This is a genomic window from Caulobacter sp. GW821-FHT10E02 (genome assembly GCF_059415225.1).
In genome coordinates this window covers 329,501-351,051 of the sequence record NZ_JBWKMV010000003.1, presented here as the reverse complement: position 1 = coordinate 351,051, position 21,551 = coordinate 329,501, and the positions used below count along the sequence as shown (strand labels likewise).

Genomic DNA, 21,551 nt, shown 5'->3' with positions numbered 1-21,551 from the left:
CCCTTATGGTCCCGGACGGCCCCTATGGCCGATCCGGGACCACTACAGCGCTCAACTAGAACTTGGTGTCGAACTTCGGAAAGCCACTGAAGTCGGCCTTCTCACACTTGCCATCGTAAGCGATCATCATCGAAACGCCGCTGAAGTTCGACTTGATGGTCTGGTGATGCTCTCCCGTGGTGCGGTCGATGTAGTTGTCGATCTCCGACTCACCAGGGCTTTTCGGTTGAACACGTTGAAGGACCAAGAGCGTCTGCTGCGCATCGACCACATCGAGCAGAACCTTGCACTCGCCTCGGCACCACTTCTTGGCCTTGAGATCGACGCGATAGACATCCGAATAGGGCGAGATTTTCTTATCGCTCACCGTGCTCAAGGTCGTTCGGTCACCCGAGCAGTTCAGGTTGAACGACGTCGCGGCGGCCGCCGCGAGAGCGAGTGCAGTCCACATTTCTTCCCCCAATCACGCGAGGCTTCGTAGAAGCCCTCGCGCCTACTCATGCTTGAAAGCGCCACCATAGGGCGTCTTGGTCGCGCCCCGCAATCGCCTGGCTTCAAACGAAAATCGGCGCCGGGAGGGCAGTCCCGGCGCCGATGGATCGCATCCCGAGGTCTCTCGGTGGGGGGAGTTGACCCCTAGGGCGCGATCGCCTCGGCCCCGGGGCGGCGGGGGTCCGCTCCACCGAGGTAGAGACCCTTTTCGATCATGATCGACTGGGCGGAGCCCATGGTCTCGTCCGAGGATACTGGGTGGCCCATCGCTTTCAGCAGGGCCACGGTGTCGGGATTGAAGTTCGGCTCGACCTCCAGTTCGTCGCTGGCGTTCTGGAAGATGCGCGGCTGATGGGTGGCCTCGGCCACGTTCAGCTTGAAGTCGACGACGTTGACGATGACCTGCAGCACCGTGTCGATGATCGTGCTGCCGCCCGGCGTGCCGGTGATCAGCCACGGCTTGCCGTCCTTGAAGATCATGGTCGGCATCATGGTCGACAGCACGCGCTTACCGGGCTGCAGGGCATTGGGCGGCAAGGGCCGGCCGCTCTTCTGGGCCCGCCACGCCGCCGCGTGCGAGTAGTTGTTCATCTGGTTGTTCAGCACGAAGCCCGCGCCGGCCACCATCACGCCCGAGCCGAAGTCCGCGCCCAGGGTGAAGGTGTTGGAGACGGCGTTGCCGTCCGCGTCCGCCACCGAGAAGTGGGTGGTGTTGTGGCTCTCGAACGCCCACGGATCGCCGACGCCCAGCTCCTTGGCGGACTTGGCCTTGTTGGGGTCGATCAGCTTGGCGCGCTCGACGCCATAGGCTTTCGACGTGAAGCCCTTCAGCGGCACCTTCACGAAGTCGGTGTCGCCCAGGAACTTCGCCCGGTCGGCGTAGCCCAGCTTCATGGCCTCGGCCATCAGGTGCAGCGACTTGGCCGAGCCGGGGCCCGAGGCCTTGAGGTCGAACTGCTCGAGGATGTTCAGCATCTCGAGCAGGGTCGCGCCGCCAGCGCTGGCGGGCGGCGAGGTCTTCACGGTCAGGCCGCGATAGGTCCCTTCCAGCGGCTGACGGACCACGGCCTTGTAGGACGCCAGGTCCTCGGCGGTGATCAGGCCGCCATGGGCCTTCATGTCGGCGGCGAAGCGTTGGGCGATCTCGCCCTTGTAGAAGGCGTCGGCGCCCTGGTCGGCGATCTGGCGCAGCGACCAGGCCAGGTCCGGCTGCTTGAGGATCTCGCCGGCGCGATAGAGTTCGCCGCCGGGCTTGTAGAACGCCGCCTTGCCGGCCGCGCTTTCGGACAGGCGCTGCTTGCCCCAGCTGAACACGAAGGCCTCGTCGGGCGACAGGGCCACGCCCTGGCTGGCCAGCTTGAAGGCCGGCTCGACGACCGACTTCCACGGCAGGCGGCCGTATTTCTGGTGGGCCAGGAAGAGGCCGGCGACGGTGCCCGGCACGGTCGGCGCGCGATAGCCGCGCGAGGCGACGTCGTCCATCTCCTTGCCGTTGGCGTCGACGAAGGTTTCGAGCTTGGCGGCCTTGGGCGCGATGCCCCGATAGTCGATGAAGACCGTCTCGTTGGTCTTGGCCATGTAGACCATCATGAAGCCGTCGCCGCCGATATTGCCGGCGCGCGGCAGGGTCACGGCCAGGGCGAAGGCGGTGGCGACCGCGGCATCCACGGCGTTGCCGCCCTGGCGCAGGATCTCGACGCCGACCTTGGTGGCGATGGCGTTCTGGCTGACCACCATCCCCTTCTCGCCCACGACCGGCGAGTGGATGCTGGGATACTCCAGGAGCTGCTTGCTCTGGGCCAGGGCCTGGCTGGAAGCGATCGGCGTGATGGCGAGCGCCAGGGCCGAGGCGGCCGTGGCGAACAGGCGGAAGGGTTTCAAGGTCGAGCCTCGCAAAACGATACGCGCGAAGAGAAACGGGGCGGCTCCGGAGAACCGCCCCGCTGTGGGATGCCTAGAACTTCTTGGACAGGTTCAGGTACCAGTAGCGGCCCGTCGCGTTGTGCAGGCTGCCGAGGTAGCCGAAGTTGGACGAGGCGATCGGCGGGTCCTTGTCGAACACGTTGCGCGCGCCGATGCGGACCGTCGAGCCGTCGAACATGCCGTCCTTGAACGCGTACTGGGCGTACAGGCTGACCGTGGTCCAGTCCTTCACCGGGAAGTACTGGCCGTTCACCTGGGCCGGGCCGGTGTCGTAGGTCGCGCCGACATACTGCACGAAGGCGCCCGCCCCCCAGTTCTTGTAGCGCCAGGTGACGTTGCCCGTGGCGCGGAACTCGGGGAAGCCATCCATCTTGATCTGGTTGCCGGCCGAGAAGATCGTCAGGCCCGGCAATTCGCCGGCCGCGACGGCCGTCTGCAGCAGCGATTCCAGCGGGCTGGCCGACTGGTCGTACTTCAGCATCTTGGCGACGTTGACCGACACGCCGAAGTCGCCCCACGGGGTGTCGTCCAGGTCGTAGTCGACGCTGAAGTCGACGCCCTGGACCATGCGCGGCTGCAGGTTCTGATAGGTGTCGTTGATGTAGGCGATGTTGCCCACCGCCACGCCACCGACCGGCGCGTCGCGGACGACGTTCGGGTTCGAGGAGCCGTGCAGGCGCAGATAGTAGTCGTAGGCGATGGCGTTGTAGCCGCCGACGACGCCGATGACGCCCTTCTCGCGGATCGACCAGAAGTCGGTCGTCAGGGTCAGCTTGCCGTATTGGGCCGGGATGAAGTCCGGCTGGTAGACGAAGCCGACCGTGGCGTTGTCGGCCTCTTCCGGCTTCAGGTTCTTGTTGCCGCTACGCGACTCGATCGTGCTGATGCTGGCGCAGGTGGTGCCGTTGATGCGGCACGAACCGTAGTCGGTGCGGCTGTTCGAGACCGTGGCGCCGTCGCTGTAGAACTGCGGCAGGTTCGGCGCGCGGAAGCTCTGCGAGACCGAGCCGCGGAAGGCCAGGCCGTGGCCGACCTTCCAGTAGATCGCGCCCTTGGGCTTATAGACGCTGCCGAAGTCCGAATAGTCCTCGCCGCGCGCGGCGATCTGCAGGCTGATCTCCTCGACGAACGGGATGTTCATCTCCGGCGAGATGACCGGCACGGCCAGTTCGAAGAAGGCCGAGGTGACCGAGCGGCTGCCGTGCACGTCCGGCGAGCCCGAGGCGCCCAGCACGTCGGTGCCGTAGGTCACGCCGGTGACGCTGTTGGTGTACTTGATCTTGCCGTCCAGGCGGTCGTCGCGGTCGTCGTCATAGGTCTCGCGGCGCCACTCGACGCCGGCGGCGAAGCCGACATCACCGCCGGGCAGGCGGAACAGGTCCTTCTTGGAGACCTTGAAGTCGGCCAGGGCCAGCGAGGTCTCGCTGATCCGGTAGACGTTGACCAGGAACGAGTTGATCGTGTCGCGGCTGTTCACCGACGTGTCACCCAGCGAGTAGTTCTCGAGGTTGCCGCCGTTGAACGGGTTGTAGGCCGACGCGTCGGTGCGGTTCAGCGCCTGCTGGAACAGGGTGTTGCTGATCGCATTGTGCGTCATGTCCTTGGTGCGGGCCTTGGAATACAGCATCGCCGAATCCCACTTCCAGCCGTTCCAGCTGCCCTTCAGGCCGCCCAGCAGGCGATAGCTGTCGTCCGTCACCGTGTAGGTGCGCGGGCCGGTGTCGACCACGCGGTAGGTGGTGATGTTCATCGCCGCGCCGCCGGTCGGCACGCCGGTCAGGTTGGCCAGGCGGTTGACGCTGCCGACGGGACCGAAGGGGTTCCAGTAGGCGTTGGCCGCGATGGTGATCGGGGCCGTGGTCAACGGGGCCGACTGCTCGCGGCTGCCGGTGAACAGGGCGTGGTAGTAGCCCGCCTCGCCATAGGCGGTGATGTCGCCGAAGTCGTGCTCGACGGTCGAGAACAGGTTGGTGCGCTCGACGCCGCCCTTCAGGGTGCGGTCGGGGTTCTCGTCATAGCGCAGCACGCGGTCGGCCGTGCCCGTGATGGTGCCCGACTTGATGCAGAGGCCGCCGGTGAGCACGGTGCTGGAGCAGCCGGCCGCCGTGTTGCTGACGGGCTCGATGTGGAACACGCCCGAGGTGGTCAGGGCCGTCGTGCCCTGGCGAACCGCCGTGGTCGACGGGATCAGCGTGAACGAACCCCACGGGCTGGAGGTCGAACGGCTGTCGAAGGTGGTGTTGTCCACCCACGGGGTGTTGGCGATCTGGGCGCGGTGATCTTCGGTGGCCGAGTAGTCGCGCTCGGTGGCGTTCAGGCGGCTGCGGCCGGTGTAGTTGCCGAAGAAGGTCAGGCGCGTGCCATCTTCCAGGCGCGTGCCGGCCTTCACGTTGAACGAGCCTTCGCGGTAGCTGGTGCCTTCCGAGCCGCCGTACTGGGCTTCCATCTTCAGGCCGCGGAACTTGGTGTCGAGCACGGTGTTGACCACGCCCGCCACCGCGTCGGTGCCGTAGATGGCCGCGGCGCCGTCGCGCAGGACTTCCACGCGCTTGACGCCCGCGACCGGGAACGAGTTGGTGTTGACGGTCTGGACCGGCACCAGGTTCTCGGTCTGGCTGCCCGGCGCCAGCACGGCGCGGCGGCCGTTCAGCAGGGCCAGGGTGTTGCCGGTGCCCAGGCTGCGCAGGTTCAGCGAGGCCACGTCGCCGCGCGCGTCGTTCAGGTTGCCCGTGGTGCGAGCTTCCTGGAACTGCACGTCGCCGGCTTGCGGGATGGCGCGGAACAGTTCGTCGCCCGACACCGCGCCCGTGGCGATGATGTCGTTCTCGCCGACCACCGTCACCGGCAGGGCTTCCGTCGTACGGGCGCCTTCGATCTGCGAGCCCACGACCACGATGGCCTCGACCGTCTGGGCCTCTTCGTCAGTCGCGCCGGCCCGTGCGCTGAAGGACTGGGGGCCTTGGGCCGATGCTTGGCGCAGCGTGATGGTCTTGCCGTCGTCAGAGGCGACGACCAGGCCGGCGGCCTTGGTCAGGCGCGCCAGGGCGTCGGCGTCAGCCACGTCGCCGGTCACCGCCGGCGTGCTCTTGCCCGAGGCGGCCTCGAACGGGAACAGCACCTGCTTGCCCGACTGCTTGGCGAAGGTCTGCAGCGCGTTGACCGCGTCGCCGGCCGGAATGTTGAAGCTGTGGCGGGCCTCTTGCGCCAGGGCCGGACCGGCCAGGACGAGCACGGCGGCGGACGCCAGCAGGAAGCCGCGCATGGTGCGGCTGCGAGTGTCGATCGACATCTTTCTTGGTAACCCCTCGGGGCGTCATCCATCCCCATGGGAAGACGCCTTCAACTGGACCGACGCGAGGGCGTCACGTTTCCGCCAGTCGGCCCGAAACTTTTTCAGCCCATTTTTTCGGGCGCGGCCTTTTCGGCGACGGAGCGGCGAGACAGGCGGATGGCCCCGTCCGAGCCGGCGGCGGCGCGCACCGGGAAGGCGCTGGTCACGGCGGTGACGAAGCTGTTGGGCTCGGTCGTCTGGAAATAACCGGCCAGGCGCAGGCCGGCGATCGACGGATCGGCGATGCGGATCTGCTGCTTGTTGTAGCGATTGAACTCGGCCACCGCCTGCTCCAGCGACTGGCCGTTCAGGGCGATCGCGCCCTGGCGCCAGGCCAGGGCCCGGTCGATCTCGCTGTCCGACACCGCCCGCGAGCGGCTGCCGGCCGAGCTGTAGATGGCGGCCACGCCGGCGGTCAGGCGCTGCTCGTCCTTGTGTTCGGAAGGCGCGGCGTCCAGGTCGACCACCCCGCGCTTGACTGTCACGGCCGCGCCGTCCGAGCGCAGGCGCACGGCCATCTCGGTCGTCCCGTCGGCCTGCATCACCGCGTCGGCGGCCTTGACCACGAACGGGCGGACATCGTCCTTGGCGGCCTCGAACACGGCCTCGCCCCGGATCAGCTTCACCTCGCGCACGCCCTTGCGGTAGCGGACGACGACCTTGCTGTTGGTGTTCAGCTCGATGCGGCTATTGTCGCTGAGCACGACGACCCGGCGCTCGCCGATGGCGGTGGCATAGGCGGTGCCGCCGTCGAACGTCATCGTACCGGCGACGACCAGAGCCACGGCGGCCGCGGCGGCCATGCCTCGGGCCCACGGCGCGCGCGCCAGGGGCAGGCTCGGGCGGCGATCGGCCAGCAGGTCGCGATCCGGACGCTCGAGACCCGGACGCAAGGCGCGCAGACGCTCCAGCCGCGCCCAGGCGGCGGCCTCGCGCTCGTAAGCGGCTTCATGCTCGTGGCTGTCGTCGCGCCAGGCCTCGAAGGCGACGCGATCGGCGGCCGAGCACGAAGGATCGTCAAGCCGGACCACCCATTGGGCGGCCGCCTGCCTCACCGCTTCGCGTCGTGATCCCGTTTCGCGCTCCATGAGCGTCCTTCGTCGACCTTACTCTTGCGTCCGATACGACGTCCCAGCTTGTCGGAACAGTACCGAAGGCCCTTCACCAGATGCTTCTCAACAGTAGAGACGGACAGCCCGAGCCGAACCGCTATATCCTCAGGCGAGAGGCTGTAAACTTTTCTCAACGTAAAGACGCGCCGACATTGTGTCGGAAGCTCGGCAATGGCGTCCGCCAGCAGCCGAAGTTCCTCACGTGATTCGAGCAGCATGTGGGCGCTGGGCGTCTCGTCGATCGGTTCGATGCGGTCGAAGTCGGCGACGGCGGTGATGGTCAGCACCTTGCGGCGGCGCAGGGCGTCCAGCGCGCAGTTGCGCAGGATGCGGGTGGCGAAAGCGCCCGGATTGCCGATCTCGCGCCAGGTCTTGCAGGCGATCGCGCGGGCGAAGGTCTCGTGGACCAGGTCCTCGGGATCGGTCTGGCCGTCACGGCAGAACTGCCGGGCATAGGCCAGCAGGTCCGCCTCCAGCGGCAGGATCTCGCGCCTGAACCAGGCGCGCCGGTGTTCATCGTCTTGCGTCATCGACGCCCCCTCGGCGCGCAGCCAAGCGGATTAACGACGGAATGGCAACCCGGCGGCGACGTGGCCGCCGGGTTGCGGGACGTCCGTGCCTAATCGTCGATCACGTTGTGACGCGTGTCCTTCAGGAACAGACCGCCGATAACCGCGGTCACCGAAGCGACGATCACCGGGTACCAGAGACCCGAATAGACATTGCCGGTCGCCGCCACGATCGCGAAGGCCGTGGTCGGCAGGAAGCCGCCGAACCAGCCGTTGCCGATATGGTAGGGCAGCGACATGGCCGTGTAGCGGATGCGGGTCGGGAACATCTCGACCAGCATGGCCGCGATCGGGCCGTAGACCATGGTCACGTAGAGGACCAGCAGGGCCAGCAGGCCGATGACCTTGGGCTTGTCGACCAGCTTGCTGTCGGCCTTGGCCGGATAGCCGGCGGCCTTCAGCTGGTCGCCCAGGTCGGTCTCCCAGGCCTTGCGGGCGGCGGCGAAGGCCTTGCCGGTCGCGCCTTTCGCATCGAAGCCCTGCAGGGTGACGCTGCCCACCTGGACCGAGGTCGGCGAGCCGGCCGAGCCCTCGTGGACGCCGTAGCTGACGCCGGCCTTGGCCAGATAGGCCTTGGCCACGTCGCAGGCGGTGTTGAACTTGGCCTTGCCGACCGGATCGAACTGGAAGGCGCAGGTGGCCGGATCGGCCGACACCGTCACCGGGGCCGAGGCCTCAGCATGGGCCAGGACCGGGTTGGCGTAGGTGGTGATGGCCTTGAAGATCGGGAAATAGGTCGCCGCGGCCAGCACGCAGCCGGCGATGATGATCCACTTGCGGCCGATCTTGTCCGACAGCCAGCCGAAGAACACGAAGAACGGCGTGCCGATCAGCAGGCCCGTGGCGATCAGGGTGTTGGCCAGGGCCCCATCGACCTTCAGCGTCTTCTCCAGGAAGAACTGGGCGTAGAACTGGCCGGTGTACCAGACCACCGCCTGGCCCATGGTCAGGCCGACCAGGGCCAGCAGCACGATCTTCAGGTTCTTCCAATTGCCGAAGGCCTCGGCCAGCGGCTTCTTGGTCCCCTTCCCTTCGGCGATCATCTTCTGGAAGGTCGGGCTCTCGTGCAGCTTCAGGCGGATCCACAGCGACACGCCCAGCAGCAGCAGCGAGACCAGGAACGGGATGCGCCAGCCCCAGACCTTGAACTGCTCCTCGCCCAGCTGGGTGCGGACGATCAGGATGACCAGCAGCGACAGGAACAGGCCCACGGTCGCCGTGGTCTGGATCCAGCTGGTGTAGAAGCCGCGCTTGCCCTCCGGCGCGTGCTCGGCGACGTAGGTGGCGGCCCCGCCATATTCGCCGCCCAGGGCCAGGCCCTGGACCAGGCGCATGACGATCAGCAGGATCGGCGCGGCGACGCCGATCTGCTCGTACGAGGGCAAGAGACCGACGACGAAGGTCGAGACGCCCATCAACAGCATGGTGATCAGGAAGGTGTTCTTGCGGCCCCAGATGTCGCCCAAGCGTCCGAAGATCACCGCCCCCAGCGGCCGGATCGCGAAGCCGGCGGCGAAAGCCAGCAGGGCCAGGATGAAGCCGGTGGTCTCGTTGACGCCCGAGAAGAAGTGGCCGGTGATGATCACCGCCAGCGAGCCGTAGAGGTAGAAGTCGTACCACTCGAACACGGTGCCGAGCGACGACGCTCCGATCACCAGCGCGTCGCGCCCTTTCGTGGGCGCGGCTTGGCTGTCAGCCCCCATTACGCTTGTTCCTTCCCTCGATCGCCGCGTGTCCCCCGCGGTCGGTTCCGAGCCTAGCTCAGAGAACGGGATTCTTAGATCAAGCTTTTCCGGTAGCGCTACCAAGAAACGACGACGACCGTGAGGTCGACTTCGGCGCGCACCCTCGGCTAGGGTCGCGCCGAACCTTCGGTAGAGATCCCCCATGACCCAGATCGTCCGCCGCGCCCTGATCGGCGCCGCCCTCGCCCTGCTGGCCTCAACCTCGGCCTTCGCGGCCGGCAAGCCGCGCGTGGCCATCGAGACCGACAAGGGGACCATCGTCGTCGAGCTGGAAGACAAGAAGGCCCCGATCACCTCGGCCAACTTCCTGACCTATGTCGACCGCCACCGCTTCGATGGCGGCCAGTTCTTCCGCGCCAACCGGGCCAAGGGCGCGCCGGGCGCCGGCTCGATCCAGGGCCAGCCCAAGCCCTATTCCCGCCGCGCCCCGCCGATCGCTCACGAGAGCACGCTGAAGACGGGCCTCAAGCACACCGCCGGGGCCATCTCGATGGGCCGCGACGCGCCGGGCTCGGCCACCGCCGACTTCTTCATCTGCGCCAGCGCCCAGCCCTATCTCGACGCCAAGCCGGGCAAGTCCGACGCGGCCCAGGGCTACGCCGTGTTCGGCAAGGTCGTGCAGGGCATGGACGTCGTGAAGAAGATCCTGGCCGGCCGCACCGACGGCCCGACCAATGTCCCGTCGATGAAGGGCCAGATCCTGAACCCGGCCGTGAAGATCATCTCCATGAAACGGGTATAGACCTTCAGAATACCTCTTCCGCAGAAGAACCCTGGTCGCTAAGCAGGCGCGCGCTTCACGTATCGCTCGGACTAGGGGGCTGCCCGGTGACGAAAACGCTTGGGGCGCAGTTTGCTGCGCGCAAGACAAATGGGTTCGACTATCTGCGGATAGTCCTGGCCGGCGCGGTGATCGCCTGGCACTCGATCACCGTCTCCTATGGCGTCCACGCCGGAGACGCGCTGGTCCGGGGAACGATCTGGACGCCGATCGTCCGCAGCATCATGCCGATCTTCTTCGCGCTCAGCGGCTTCCTGGTCGCCTCGAGCCTGGAGCGCGCCCCGAACCTGAAAGTCTTCATCAGCGCCCGGGTGCTGCGCATCTTCCCCGCCCTGGTCGTGGAAGTCGCTCTTTCCGCGCTGATCCTGGGCCCCATCCTGACGACTGTTCCGCTCGGCGAGTATTTCACGGGCCGTCAGTTCTTCAGCTATTTCGCCAACATGCTGGGCTGGATCCACTATTTCCTGCCGGGCGTCTTCCTCGACAATCCGGACGCCGGCATCGTCAACCGCTCGCTTTGGACCGTGCCATCCGAACTCGAGTGCTACATCCTGCTGTCGGCGCTCTTCCTGTGCGGGATCTTCGCCCGGCGCGGCGTCCTCACCGGCGTCACGGTCGTGTGCGCGGTCGCGGCGCTGATCTTCATCGACGTTCCGAGCAACGCGGCGGCGGTAGTCGTCTGGACGCGCCTGCTGCCGCTCTCGTTCCTGGCCGGGGTGATGGCCTGGAAGTGGCGTGACCGGCTGCCGGCCGGGCCTCTATGGGGCGTGGGCGCTCTTGTGCTCACCGTGGCGCTCATGGCGACCGTGAGGACGACGCCGCTCGGCTGCTTCAGCGCCGCCTATGTCGCCGCGGCGCTCGGCTGCGTGGACATCCCTCGCAACAAGATCCTGGCGTCGGGCGACTATTCCTACGGCATGTATCTCTACGCGTATCCGATCCAGCAGCTGATCGTGAAGCTGGTCGGTCCGGGAAAGCCGCTCCTCGCCTTCGCCGGCGCGCTGGTGCTGATCCCGGCGTTCGCCGCCTTCTCCTGGCATGCGGTCGAGAAGCACGCGCTGAAGCTCAAGCCGAAGTCCAAGCCGTCCACCCCGAGCGCGCCTGCCGACGACGCGCAACCCGCGAACATCGCGGAAACGGCCCGATCGACGGTTTGAAACGGCCCTAGGGCCCGTCGCTTCCCGCTGATCAAGCCACCGTCTTGAACGGCGCGCTGACCGGTTCCGGCGGCGGCGCGGGACAGTTCTGGGCCAGGAATTCACCGTGGCTGGGCAGGCCCGCGACCTGGGCGGCCAGCATCGGTTTGGACTGGTCCAGCGTCTGGGCGATGACCTCGTAGGGCACGGTGTCGACCAGCTGCTGGTAGCGCTGGGGCCGCACGCCCATGCCCTCCATGATCGATTGCCAGGACGGGTTGCGGAACATCTCGTCGACGCCCTCGCGCAGCAGGCCCGAGGCCTTGAAGAGCTCGATCTTGGCCTTCAGGGCGTCGGAGATCGGGGCCTCCCGCACGGCCCGCCAGAACGGGGTGTCGTCGCGCTGGGTCGTGCAGTAGTGCAGCACGACGAAATCGCGGATTTCCTCGTAATCGGCCGTCATGCGCCGGTTGTACTCGGCCGCCAGGGCCGGGCTGAAATCGCGGTCCGGGAAGAACCGCAGCAGGAAGTCCATGCCGCGATAGATCAGGTGCAGGGCGGTCGATTCCAGCGGCTCGATGAAGCCGCCGGCCAGGCCCACGGCCACCACGTTCTTCTCCCACAGACGCTGGCGCATGCCGGTCTTGAAGGGGATGAACATCGGCTCCATCAGCATCGGGCCCTGGACGTTCTTCACCAGGGTGGCGCGGGCCTCGTCGTCGCTGAGGTGCTTGGAGCTGAAGACGTAGCCGTTGCCGGCGCGGTGCTGCAGCGGGATGCGCCAGCGCCAGCCGGCGTCCTCGGCCGCCGAGATGGTGAAGGGGTGCGGGTCGCCGACATTTTCGGTCTGCACCACCACCGCCCGATCGCACAGCAGCATGTCCGACCAGTCGTTGAACGGCACGTCCAGGGTCTTGCCGATCAGCAGGGCGCGGAAGCCCGAACAGTCGATGAAGAGGTCGCCCTCCACTTCCTGGCCGTTCTTCATCACCACCTTGGCGACCGAACCGTCCGGGTGGGTGACGACGTCGGTGACGATGCCCTCGGTGCGCTTGACGCCGCGTGTCTCGGCGAAGTCGCGCAGATATTTGGCGATCAGCCGCGCGTCGATGTGCAGGGCGTAGCTGGCCCCGGCGATCAGGCTGCGCTGGGCCTTGAACGGCAGCATGAACTTCCACTGGTCGGCCATCACCGTGCCGGGCGCGAAGTCCTGCAGGTTCGACGGATGGCCGTTGGCCTTGGCCCGCAGCCAGCACTGGTAGAACTCGTGTGGGCCGATCGGTCCGCCGATGGCGCCGAACGGGTGGTAGTAGGTGTCGCCCTTCCGCTTCCAGTTCTCGAAGCGGATGCCCAGCTTGAAGCTGGCCTGGGTGGCCTGGATGAACTCGCGCTCGTCGATGCCCAGGCTGGCGATCAGTTGCAGGAACGGCGGGATGGTCGACTCGCCGACCCCGATCGTGCCGATCTCCTCGCTCTCGATCAGCTCGACGTCGCAAGAGCCATCCTTGAAGTAGTGGCTGAGCATCGCCGCCGATATCCAGCCGGCCGAGCCGCCGCCGACGATGACGATCTTCTTGATGGCCTTGGGGTTCTTCGGGGTCATTGGGCGGCCATCGGTGCGGGGCGGCAATACTGGTCGAGGAAGGCTTCGTGCGGCGGGGCGTTGGCCACCACCTCGCGGACGGCCTTGCGCATCTCGGCCAGCGGCGCGCTCAGGGTCTTGGGGTCGATGCCGTCCAGCGACGGATCGACCGTCTCGGGCAGCAGTTCGAAGCCGGCATAGATCGCCATCCAGCTGGGCGGGGCGAACATCTCCCAGCGATAGCGGACGAAGTGGCCACGCGAGCGGAACAGGTCGACCTTGTGCTGCAGCGCCTCGGGCAGAACGACCTGGTTGCAGTCGCGCCAGAACGCCGTGTCGCCCCGCTTGTTGGCCCAGTAGTGCAGGATGATGAAGTCGCGCACGCGCTCCATCTCGCGCCGGGACCAGTCGTTGAACTCGTCGACCACCTCGGGCGCGAAGTCCTTGTCCGGGAACAGCGCCTTGATCTTCTCGATGCCCGTCTCGATCAGGGCGATCGAGGTGCTTTCCAGCGGCTCCAGGAAACCGGACGCCAAGCCCAGGGCGATGACGTTCTTGTTCCACACCTGCTTGCGGCGGCCGGGATTGAAGCGGATCAGGCGCGGCTCGTGCAGCAGCGGATCGGGGATCGCCGCCTTCAGCTCGGCCAAAGCGTCCTCGTCGCTGATGTGACGCGAGGAGAAGACGTAGCCGTTGCCGTAACGGTGCTGCAGCGGGATGCGCCAGCGCCAGCCGGCGGTGTGGGCGGTGACGTCCGTGTACGGCATCGGATCGCCGACGCCTTCGCTCTGCACCGCATAGGCGCGGTCGCAGAACAGCACGTCGTTCCAGTGCTCGTAGCCGGTCTGCAGCGCCTCCTCGATCAGCAGACCCCGGAAGCCCGAGCAGTCGATGAAGAGGTCGCCCTCCACCGTCTCGCCGGTGTGCAGGTCGAGCGAGGTCACGAAACCCGTCTCGGGATGCAGATTGACCTTGGTGACCTTGGCGTCGATGCGGCGCACGCCGTTCTCTTCCGCCACCCGGCGCATCAGTTGCGCGAACAGGCTGGCGTCGAAGTGCAGCGCCCAGTCGAAGATCGACAGGGTCGAGGTCGGGTTGCGCGTCGGGGCCATGAACTTGCCGGCCTCGGCCAGGGACGCGCCCAGCGAATAGTCGGCGATGTTCGTCGGCTCGCCGGCCTGGGCCAGCTTGCGCCAATAGTGATGGAACGGGACGCCCTTCAGGTCCTGGCCGAAATGGCCGAACGGGTGGGTGAACGACTGGCCCTCGCGGACCCAGCCGTTGAAGCGGATGCCCAGCTTGCAGGTCGCCTGGGTGGCCCGCATCACCTCGATGTCGGTCAGGCCCAACTGGTTGTAGAAGGCGCGGATGGTGGGGATGGTCGCCTCGCCCACCCCGATCGTGCCGATCTCGGAGCTTTCGACGAGGGTGATCTCCAGCGGACCGCCGTGGAAATGGCGCCGCAGCGCGGCCGCCGCCATCCAGCCGGCGGTGCCGCCGCCGACGATCACGAGCTTGCGGATACGGTTGTCCTGCATGGCCTTTACTCCCGACTCCGGCGTCTTCGTCCGGTTGCCTTGAGGCTATCGGCTGCCGCCCTGAGCGGACAGGCCTCGCCTCCAAAAAAGATAGCCGCCGTGGAGGTCCACGGCGGCTGCAGGAGGTGAGAGGGATACTTACCAGCGAGCGCGGACGCCCAGCGTGTAGCGGGGCTCGAACTCGTTTTGGTGGTCGTACTGGGTCTGCCCCTTGGCGAAGCGGAGGTAGTAGTCCTCGATCTCGCCCGTGACGTTCGACCCGTTGAAGTAGACGGTGACGCGGTCGTTGACGTTGTAGCTGACGTTCACGTCAACGTAGCCGGTGGCCTTCTGCATGATCGGGATCACGTAAGAGATCTTCTGTTCCGGCGGCTTGGTCGGATTGAGGGGATCATCACCGCCACCCATCGTGCCGGACAGACGCGCCGTCCGGTAGTTGTAGGCGACGCGAGCCTGCAGCTTGCTGTCCTGATACCAGCCGACCAGGTTGAACTGGTGCTTGGAGTTGTCGAAGAACGGGATCTCGTTCTTCTCCAGGTCCAGACGGCTCTCGTGGCTGGGCGAGTAGGTGTAGTTGCTGTCCACGCCGAAGTTCGACAGCAGGCCCATGTCCGGCAGGATGTCGCTGAAGGCCAGCTTGGCGCCGACTTCCAGACCCTTGACCGAGCCGCCCGACCCTTGGATCGGCAGGCTGACATTGACCGTGCGGCGGATGACGCCGTCCTGGTCGGGGAAGCGGCCGGTCGTCTGGCCGCCGGTCACGAAGCTGTCGATCTTCAGCTTGAAGGCCGAGATGTTCAGCATCGAGGCGCGACCGAAGTAGTACTCCACCGCGCCATCGAAGTTCGACGCCCGCCACGGGTTCAGCATCGGGTTGCCGTCGGCGTTGGCGCTAGTGACGCAACGGACGTTCGGCAGGGCCGCGCCGCAGTCGGCGGTGTTGATCTTCAGACCGCCGCCGTAGCTGCCCAGATCCAGCGGTTGCATGGTCTTGGCGTAGGCCGCGCGCAGCTTGATGTGGTCGTTGACGTCGTAGACCGCGTTCACCGACGGCAGCCAGTCGGTGTACTTGCGCTTGGTGACGTTGTCGCCCGCGTCGGCGTTGGTGTCGCCGTAGTTGCGGGTGTCGCCCGTCAGGTTCTGCTTCACGGTCAGTTGGGTCTCGATCACGTGCACGCCGACATTGCCGTGCAGGTTGCCGATCTCGAAGTCAGCCGCGCCGTACGCGTTCTGCTCCTTCAGCGTGACGTCATAGGTCTGGCCGGGGACCTGGACGCGGATCGAACCACCAAAGACCTTGTCATGGAAGGCTTTGACGTTGTCGAAGTCGTGCGGATCGATGGTCCAGAAGCCCGGGATGCCCGACGTGATGCCGCCCAGATCGTCGACCCAGATGACGTTGTTGTAGGTCGAGAGCTTGGTCGGCTTGTTGACCGTGTAGCCCTGGAACACCGGCAGGCCTGTGACCGGATCGGGCACGAACTCGCCCGCCTGGCACTGGTTCTGGTTCATGACGACGTCGATGGCCTTCCACTGGGCCTCGCAGCCGCCGGCCGGAACCGGCTGGCCGTTGGCCTGCACCGCGCCGGGGACGCCGCCGTAGAAGCCCGAGAACAGGTGGAACTGCTCGACCTCGACCGAGCGGTCGCTGAAGCGGACGCCGGCGTCGACCTTGGTGATGAAGCCCAGCAGCTTGTCGTCGAACTTGTAGTGGCCGTCAGCGCGGAACACGTTCATGTCCGAATTGACTTCGTTGTTGCCTTCCGACGAGAAGGCGCCGATCGCGTAGCTGTCCTTGTTGGCCATGTAGTCCTTGAGGGACTTACCGGCGCCAAGGCCGCCCGTGATCGGACGGTCGAAGCCGCTCCACACCGGGTGGTCGCCGGCGATGTTGTAGACCAGCTGCGGGTTCTGACCGTAGCCCTGCGGGTTCGGGTTCAGATAGCAGCCGCCGGCGCTGCCGGAGATGGCGTTGCTGCGCTGGGTGGCCGGATACTGGTCGCAGATCGCCTTCGGATAGAAGGTGCCGCGGGTGCGGTCGTTGGCGTCGCGGAACAGGTTGAAGCGGTTCGGCCCGTACTGCCAGTTGCTCAGGTCGCCCTGGGCCTGACCGTTCATGCTCAGGCGATCGCCGTCAGCGCGGATGGCGCGGGCCTCGAAGGTGAACGGACCGCCGTTGTCGTAGTTCAGTTCGAGGTTGTAGTTCTTGGTCTTCGACTTGGTGACGCGGTTGACGGTGAACGAGTTCACCCACCAGGCGTCGATATTGTACTCGTCGACGGCCAGCCACGGGCGGCCGTTGGACGGGCTGGTGATGCCCTTGTCGAAGATGGTCGGCTGGTTCCAGACGCCGAAGGCGCCGCCGTCCCAGCGGTTGGAGATGTTGATGCCGGCGCCGCGGTTGTACTCGTCCAGCTTGGCGTAGAAGCCTTCGGCGATCAGGGTGAAGCCTTCGCCGATGTGGGCTTCGAAGGCGGCGTTGATGCCGAGACGCTTACGCTCGACGACGCGGTTGAAGCTTTCGTAGCCGTGCGGCGAGACCCAGTTGTTGGCAGCCGAACCGCCCCAGTCGTTGTTGCCCGACAGGCCGACCGTGCCGGAGGAGTTGTTGCCCAGGTTCGACTTGCTGTTGGCGGCCGAGATCATCAGGCCGACATTGTCGTTGCGCCAATTGACGACGCCGTTGATCAGGTAGTCGTCCTTCTTGGTGCGGTCGCCGCGCTGGGCTTCGGCCGCGCCCGTCATGCTCAGGCCTTCGCCGAACTGGAACGGACGGCGGGTGCGCAGATCGATGGTGCCCGAGATGCCCGACAGGGCGTTCTTGGAGTTGGTCGACTTGTAGACCAGCACCTGGTTCATCAGCTGCGAGGGCACATCCAGCAGGTTCGGCTGGGCCGAGCCCATGTTGCCGGCGCTGAGGTACTGTTCGCCGTTCAGCAGGGTGATGACCTGGGCCAGGCCGCGAATGTTGACCGTGGCGCCTTCACCGGCGTTGCGCTGGATCTGGATGCCCGAGATGCGCTGCAGCGAGTCGGCGATGGTGACGTCCGGCAGCTTGCCGATGTCTTCCGCCGAGATGGCGTCGACGATCCCGACCTCGCGGCGCTTGACGTCCACCGATTTGATCTGCGAGCCGCGGACGCCGGTGACGACGACTTCCTCGACCTGGGTCCCGTCGGCTTGCTGGGCGAAGGCCCCGCTCGCCAGGGCCAATTGCGATGCGCCGGCGACCAGCGCCAACGTCAGGCCGCGCTTGAGCACGGCTTTCCTGGTTTCCTGTGACATTCCTCGCTCCCCAAAAATAAGTCGTTCTTATTGGCCGCCCGCCCGCTCCCCGCGCCGCCGCTCGTGTCGGCGGCTTTCGGAAAGCGTTTGAGGCTTTGCGGACCTCGCCCGCCGCATGTCTTGCGATCGGACAAAATCCTCGGCGGCCTCGGCGCCCGGACACTCGATTCCGGCCCCGCGCCTTCATCGAACGCTGTCACATTCTCCAAATGTCCCGAGCAAGTCAACAAGAATGTCAACGTTGTCATTCTTGCCGGACAAGGGTTTCCGACGGGTAGCGGCACAACCTGAAGCCTACATGTAAGCGTCGCTCCCTCGGCCGAAATTCAAGCGCCGCAGCGTGTTTTCCTTGTTTTAGCTGAGCTTTTCCAAAACCAGACACCGGTGTCGATCACCGCTTTGCAGGGCCGTCACATTGCTTCGATCCGGCCGAGAACAGGGCCGAGAAGGCCCTGATGACGCTGCGTCAAGGCTCCAAAATGTCCCGAAATTGTCCTGACGATCGTGAATTTTTGACCCATTCCTGTCCTGATGACATGACATCCAGGACAGCATGGACTATGGCTCTAGACGTTCGTCGCCTTGCGGACGCCGCCTTTCACTGTTGGGGTGCGGCTCACAAGCTTGGCGGTTGGGGATACGGGGACCGATGACGACGATCACAGACGTGGCCGAACGGGCGGGCGTTTCGCCCAAGACCGTCTCCCGCGTCCTCAACGATCACGACAGCGTCAGCGCCAAGACGCGCGACCGTGTCCGCACGGCCATGGCCGACCTGGACTACCAGCCCAGCGCCGTGGCCCGCAGCCTGCGCTCGCAGGGGTCGGGGTCGGTCGGGGTGCTGATGGGCGATCCGTCCGGCGGCTACCACACTCGCGTCCACCACGCCCTGCTGCTGGCCTGCGTCGAGACCGGCCGCCACCTGTCGGTCGACCTTTCCGAAGGCCCGATCCCCGGCTGGGCCGACCGCGTCCGCGCCTTTGTCCGCGACAGCGGCATCCGCGAGATGATCCTGCTGCCGCCCGAGTGCGACTTCGGGCCCATGAAGGAGCTGATGCGCGAGCTGGACGTGCGCTGCGTGATGATCACGCCCACCACGCCCGACCCGCACTTCCCGGCCATCGGCATGGACGACCGCGCCGCCGCGCGCGAGGTCGTCGAGCACCTGTTCTCGCTGGGTCACACCCGGATCGGCCACATCGCCGGCCACCCGGACCACGCCGCCAGCACCCATCGCCGCAACGGCTTCTTCGAGGCCTACGCCGCCCGTGGTCTCCCAAGGCCTCCGCCCGAGCTGATCGTCGGCGGCGAGTTCACCTTCAAGACCGGCCTCGACGCGGCGCGCCAACTGCTGGACATCGCCGAGCCGCCGACCGCCATCTTCGCCGCCAATGACGACATGGCCGCCGCCACCTGCATGGAAGTGCAGCGCCGGGGCCTGCGCATTCCCGACGACGTCTCGGTGGTCGGCTTCGACGACGCCCCGATCGCCGGCGTCATCTGGCCGACCCTGACCACGATCCGCCAGCCGTTCGACCAGATGGCCCTGCGCGCGATGCAGACCTTCGCCGCCTGGAACGCCAACGAGGGCGCCGGCAAGACCAACACCCCATTCCTCGCGCAGCACAGCCTGGTGGTGCGCGAGTCCACCGGTCCAGCGCGGAGCGGCTCGCCGCCCAAGCGCAAGACTTGAACCCCGCCCCCGACCCGGCCCGAGAGCCGCGCGGGGCGCACGAAGACCACGACGGAGGAAACATGACTCGGACGACCTGGCGGAGCTTGCAGCTCGCCCTGCTGATCGGCGCTTCCGCCTCGGCGCTGACCGCCGCTCCGGCCCTGGCCGACGCGGCCAAGAAGCCCGCCGCCGCTCCCGCCCATCCGTGGCTGAACGCCAAGCTCTCCGCCGACGCCCGCGCCGACCTGGCCGTCAAGGCGATGACCAACGACGAGAAGTTCACGGTCATCTTCGGCTATTTCGGCGCCGACCTGAAGCCGAAGTACACGCGCCACAAGGACTCGCACGACGCCTCGGCCGGCTATGTCGCCGGCGTGCCGCGCCTGGGCATCCCCGGCCAGTGGCAGACCGACGCCGGCGTCGGCGTCGCCACCCAAGGCAGCCACCAGGATCTGCGCGGCCGCACCGCCCTGCCCTCCGGCATCGCCACCACCGCCACCTGGAACCCCGAGCTGGCCTTCAAGGGCGGCGCGATGATCGGCAAGGAGGCCCGCGACTCGGGCTTCAACGTCCAGCTGGCCGGTGGCGTGAACCTGATGCGCGAGCCGCGCAACGGCCGGAACTTCGAATATGGCGGTGAAGACCCGCTGCTGGCCGGGACCATGGTCGCCGCCCAGATCAAGGGCATCCAGTCCAACCACATCATCTCGACGATCAAGCATTACGCCCTGAACGGCCAGGAGACCGGCCGCTTCGTGGTCAGCAGCAATATCGACGACGCCGCCGCCCGCACCTCGGACCTGCTGGCCTTCCAGTTCGCCATCGAGCAGTCGGACCCGCACTCGGTGATGTGCGCCTACAACCGCGTCAACGGCGACTGGGCCTGCGAGAACGACTGGCTGCTGAACACCGTCCTGAAGAAGGACTGGGGTTACAAGGGCTACGTCATGTCGGACTGGGGCGCCGACCACTCGTCGGCCAAGGCCGCCAACGCCGGCCTCGACCAGGAGTCCGCCGGCGAGGCCTTCGACAACCAGCCCTTCTTCGGCGCGCCGCTGAAGGCCGATCTGGCCTCGGGCAAGGTCAGCCAGGCCCGCATCGACGACATGGCCCGCCGCGTGCTGCGCGCCATGTTCGCCAGCGGCCTGGTCGAGCATCCGGTCGTCAACCCGGCGCCGATCAACCTGCCCGCCGCCACCCTGGCCGCCCACGCCAAGATCACCCAGGCCGACGCCGAGGAAGGCATCGTCCTCTTGAAGAACGACGGCGACCTGCTGCCCCTGGCCAAGACCGCCAAGACCATCGCCGTGATCGGCGGCCATGCCGATGTCGGCGTGCTGTCGGGCGGCGGCTCCTCGCAGGTCTATCCGGTCGGCGGCCGCGCGGTGAAAGGCCTGGAGCCCGCCACCTGGCCGGGCCCGGTGATCTACTATCCGTCCTCGCCGCTGAAGGCGCTGCAGGCCCGCTATCCGAACGCCAAGATCACCTATGACGACGGCACGGATCCGGCGCGCGCCGCCAAGCTGGCCGCTGACAGCGAACTGGCCCTGGTCTTCGCCGACCAGTGGACCACCGAGTCCTGGGACGTCCAGGACCTGAACCTGCCCAAGAAGCAGGACGCCACGATCGACGCTGTGGCCTCGGCCAACAAGAAGACCGTCGTGGTGCTGCAGACCGGCGGTCCGGTGGTCATGCCCTGGCTCGACAAGGTCGGCGCCGTGGTCGAGGCTTGGTTCCCGGGCACGGCCGGCGGCGAGGCCATCGCCCGCGTCCTGTCCGGCGAGATCGACGCCACGGGCCGCCTGCCCGTCAGCTTCCCCAAGAGCGTGGCCGACCTGCCGCGTCCCAAGCTGGACGGCGTCGGCAAGGCCGAGGGCGAGCTGTTCGACGCCGACTACACCATCGAAGGCGCCGCCGTCGGCTACAAGTGGTACGATCTGAAGAAGATCGAGCCGCTGTTCCCGTTCGGCTACGGCCTGTCCTACACCAAGTTCGCCTATTCGAACCTGACGGCCACGGCGGCCGGCGACAAGGTGACGGTCAGCTTCCACGTCAAGAACGTCGGGGCCCGCGCCGGCAAGGACGTCCCCCAGGTCTATGTCGGCCCGAAGGCCGGCGGCTGGGAAGCGCCCAAGCGCCTGGCCGGCTTCAAGAAGGTCGCCCTCGCCCCCGGCGCCAGCCAGCGCGTGACCGTCACGGTCGACCCGCGCCTGTTGGCCACCTGGGACGGCAAGGCCCACGGCTGGCAGATCGCGGCCGGCCAATACGACATCGCCCTGGGCGCTTCGTCCCGGGCCCTGACCTCCACCGCCCAGGTCACCCTGGCGGCCCGGAGCCTGCCGGTTTCGCCGGCAGGCAAGTGAGGGGTGCGGGGCTCTTACT

The 21,551-nt window shown here is 66.8% G+C and carries 13 protein-coding genes; 4 read left to right on the top strand and 9 right to left on the bottom strand.

Going from position 1 to position 21,551, the window contains the following annotated elements:
- Positions 1-55: 55 nt before the first annotated feature.
- The 6 genes from AC07NI_RS16865 to AC07NI_RS16840 all read right to left on the bottom strand — a co-directional run bounded on the left by AC07NI_RS16865 (position 56) and on the right by AC07NI_RS16840 (position 9,130).
- Positions 56-451: a hypothetical protein gene (locus AC07NI_RS16865; protein WP_494621161.1), complete on the bottom strand. Its 396-nt coding sequence runs from the start codon at positions 449-451 to the stop codon at positions 56-58.
- Between the two features lie 185 nt (positions 452-636).
- Positions 637-2,394, bottom strand: coding sequence for a gamma-glutamyltransferase (gene ggt / locus AC07NI_RS16860; RefSeq protein ID WP_494622252.1), 1,758 nt, complete (start codon positions 2,392-2,394; stop codon positions 637-639).
- Between the two features lie 52 nt (positions 2,395-2,446).
- Positions 2,447-5,704: a TonB-dependent receptor gene (locus AC07NI_RS16855; protein WP_494621159.1), complete on the bottom strand. Its 3,258-nt coding sequence runs from the start codon at positions 5,702-5,704 to the stop codon at positions 2,447-2,449.
- Positions 5,705-5,808: 104 nt separating this feature from the next.
- A complete protein-coding gene (locus AC07NI_RS16850) occupies positions 5,809-6,834 on the bottom strand; it encodes a FecR family protein (RefSeq protein ID WP_494621156.1) in 1,026 nt (341 codons plus the stop codon).
- Positions 6,798-7,388, bottom strand: a complete 591-nt coding sequence (locus AC07NI_RS16845; protein WP_494621154.1) for an RNA polymerase sigma factor — start codon at positions 7,386-7,388, stop codon at positions 6,798-6,800. The genes AC07NI_RS16850 and AC07NI_RS16845 overlap by 37 nt, the downstream gene beginning before the upstream one ends.
- A gap of 89 nt (positions 7,389-7,477) precedes the next feature.
- Positions 7,478-9,130: an MFS transporter gene (locus tag AC07NI_RS16840; RefSeq protein WP_494621152.1), complete on the bottom strand. Its 1,653-nt coding sequence runs from the start codon at positions 9,128-9,130 to the stop codon at positions 7,478-7,480.
- A gap of 184 nt (positions 9,131-9,314) precedes the next feature.
- On the opposite strand from AC07NI_RS16840, the gene AC07NI_RS16835 reads away from it, so the two are divergent.
- Positions 9,315-9,914 (top strand): peptidylprolyl isomerase, encoded by a 600-nt coding sequence (locus tag AC07NI_RS16835; RefSeq protein WP_494621150.1) that lies wholly within the window; start codon positions 9,315-9,317, stop codon positions 9,912-9,914.
- Between the two features lie 86 nt (positions 9,915-10,000).
- Complete coding sequence (locus AC07NI_RS16830; RefSeq protein WP_494621147.1) at positions 10,001-11,110, top strand: acyltransferase family protein; 1,110 nt, start codon at positions 10,001-10,003, stop codon at positions 11,108-11,110.
- Positions 11,111-11,141: 31 nt separating this feature from the next.
- On the opposite strand, the gene AC07NI_RS16825 is transcribed toward AC07NI_RS16830, so the two are convergent.
- The 3 genes from AC07NI_RS16825 to AC07NI_RS16815 all read right to left on the bottom strand — a co-directional run bounded on the left by AC07NI_RS16825 (position 11,142) and on the right by AC07NI_RS16815 (position 17,494).
- Positions 11,142-12,692, bottom strand: a complete 1,551-nt coding sequence (locus AC07NI_RS16825) for a tryptophan halogenase family protein (protein ID WP_494621145.1) — start codon at positions 12,690-12,692, stop codon at positions 11,142-11,144.
- A complete protein-coding gene (locus AC07NI_RS16820) occupies positions 12,689-14,209 on the bottom strand; it encodes a tryptophan halogenase family protein (RefSeq protein WP_494621143.1) in 1,521 nt (506 codons plus the stop codon). Before AC07NI_RS16820 ends, AC07NI_RS16825 begins: the two co-directional genes overlap by 4 nt.
- A gap of 138 nt (positions 14,210-14,347) precedes the next feature.
- Entirely contained in the window at positions 14,348-17,494 is a 3,147-nt protein-coding gene (locus tag AC07NI_RS16815; RefSeq protein ID WP_494621141.1) for a TonB-dependent receptor, read from the bottom strand.
- A gap of 649 nt (positions 17,495-18,143) precedes the next feature.
- Here AC07NI_RS16815 and AC07NI_RS16810 point away from each other — a divergent pair.
- Both AC07NI_RS16810 and AC07NI_RS16805 read left to right on the top strand, forming a co-directional pair.
- Complete coding sequence (locus AC07NI_RS16810) at positions 18,144-19,187, top strand: LacI family DNA-binding transcriptional regulator (protein WP_494621139.1); 1,044 nt, start codon at positions 18,144-18,146, stop codon at positions 19,185-19,187.
- A gap of 62 nt (positions 19,188-19,249) precedes the next feature.
- Positions 19,250-21,532 (top strand): beta-glucosidase family protein, encoded by a 2,283-nt coding sequence (locus tag AC07NI_RS16805; RefSeq protein WP_494621137.1) that lies wholly within the window; start codon positions 19,250-19,252, stop codon positions 21,530-21,532.
- Positions 21,533-21,551: the final 19 nt, after the last annotated feature.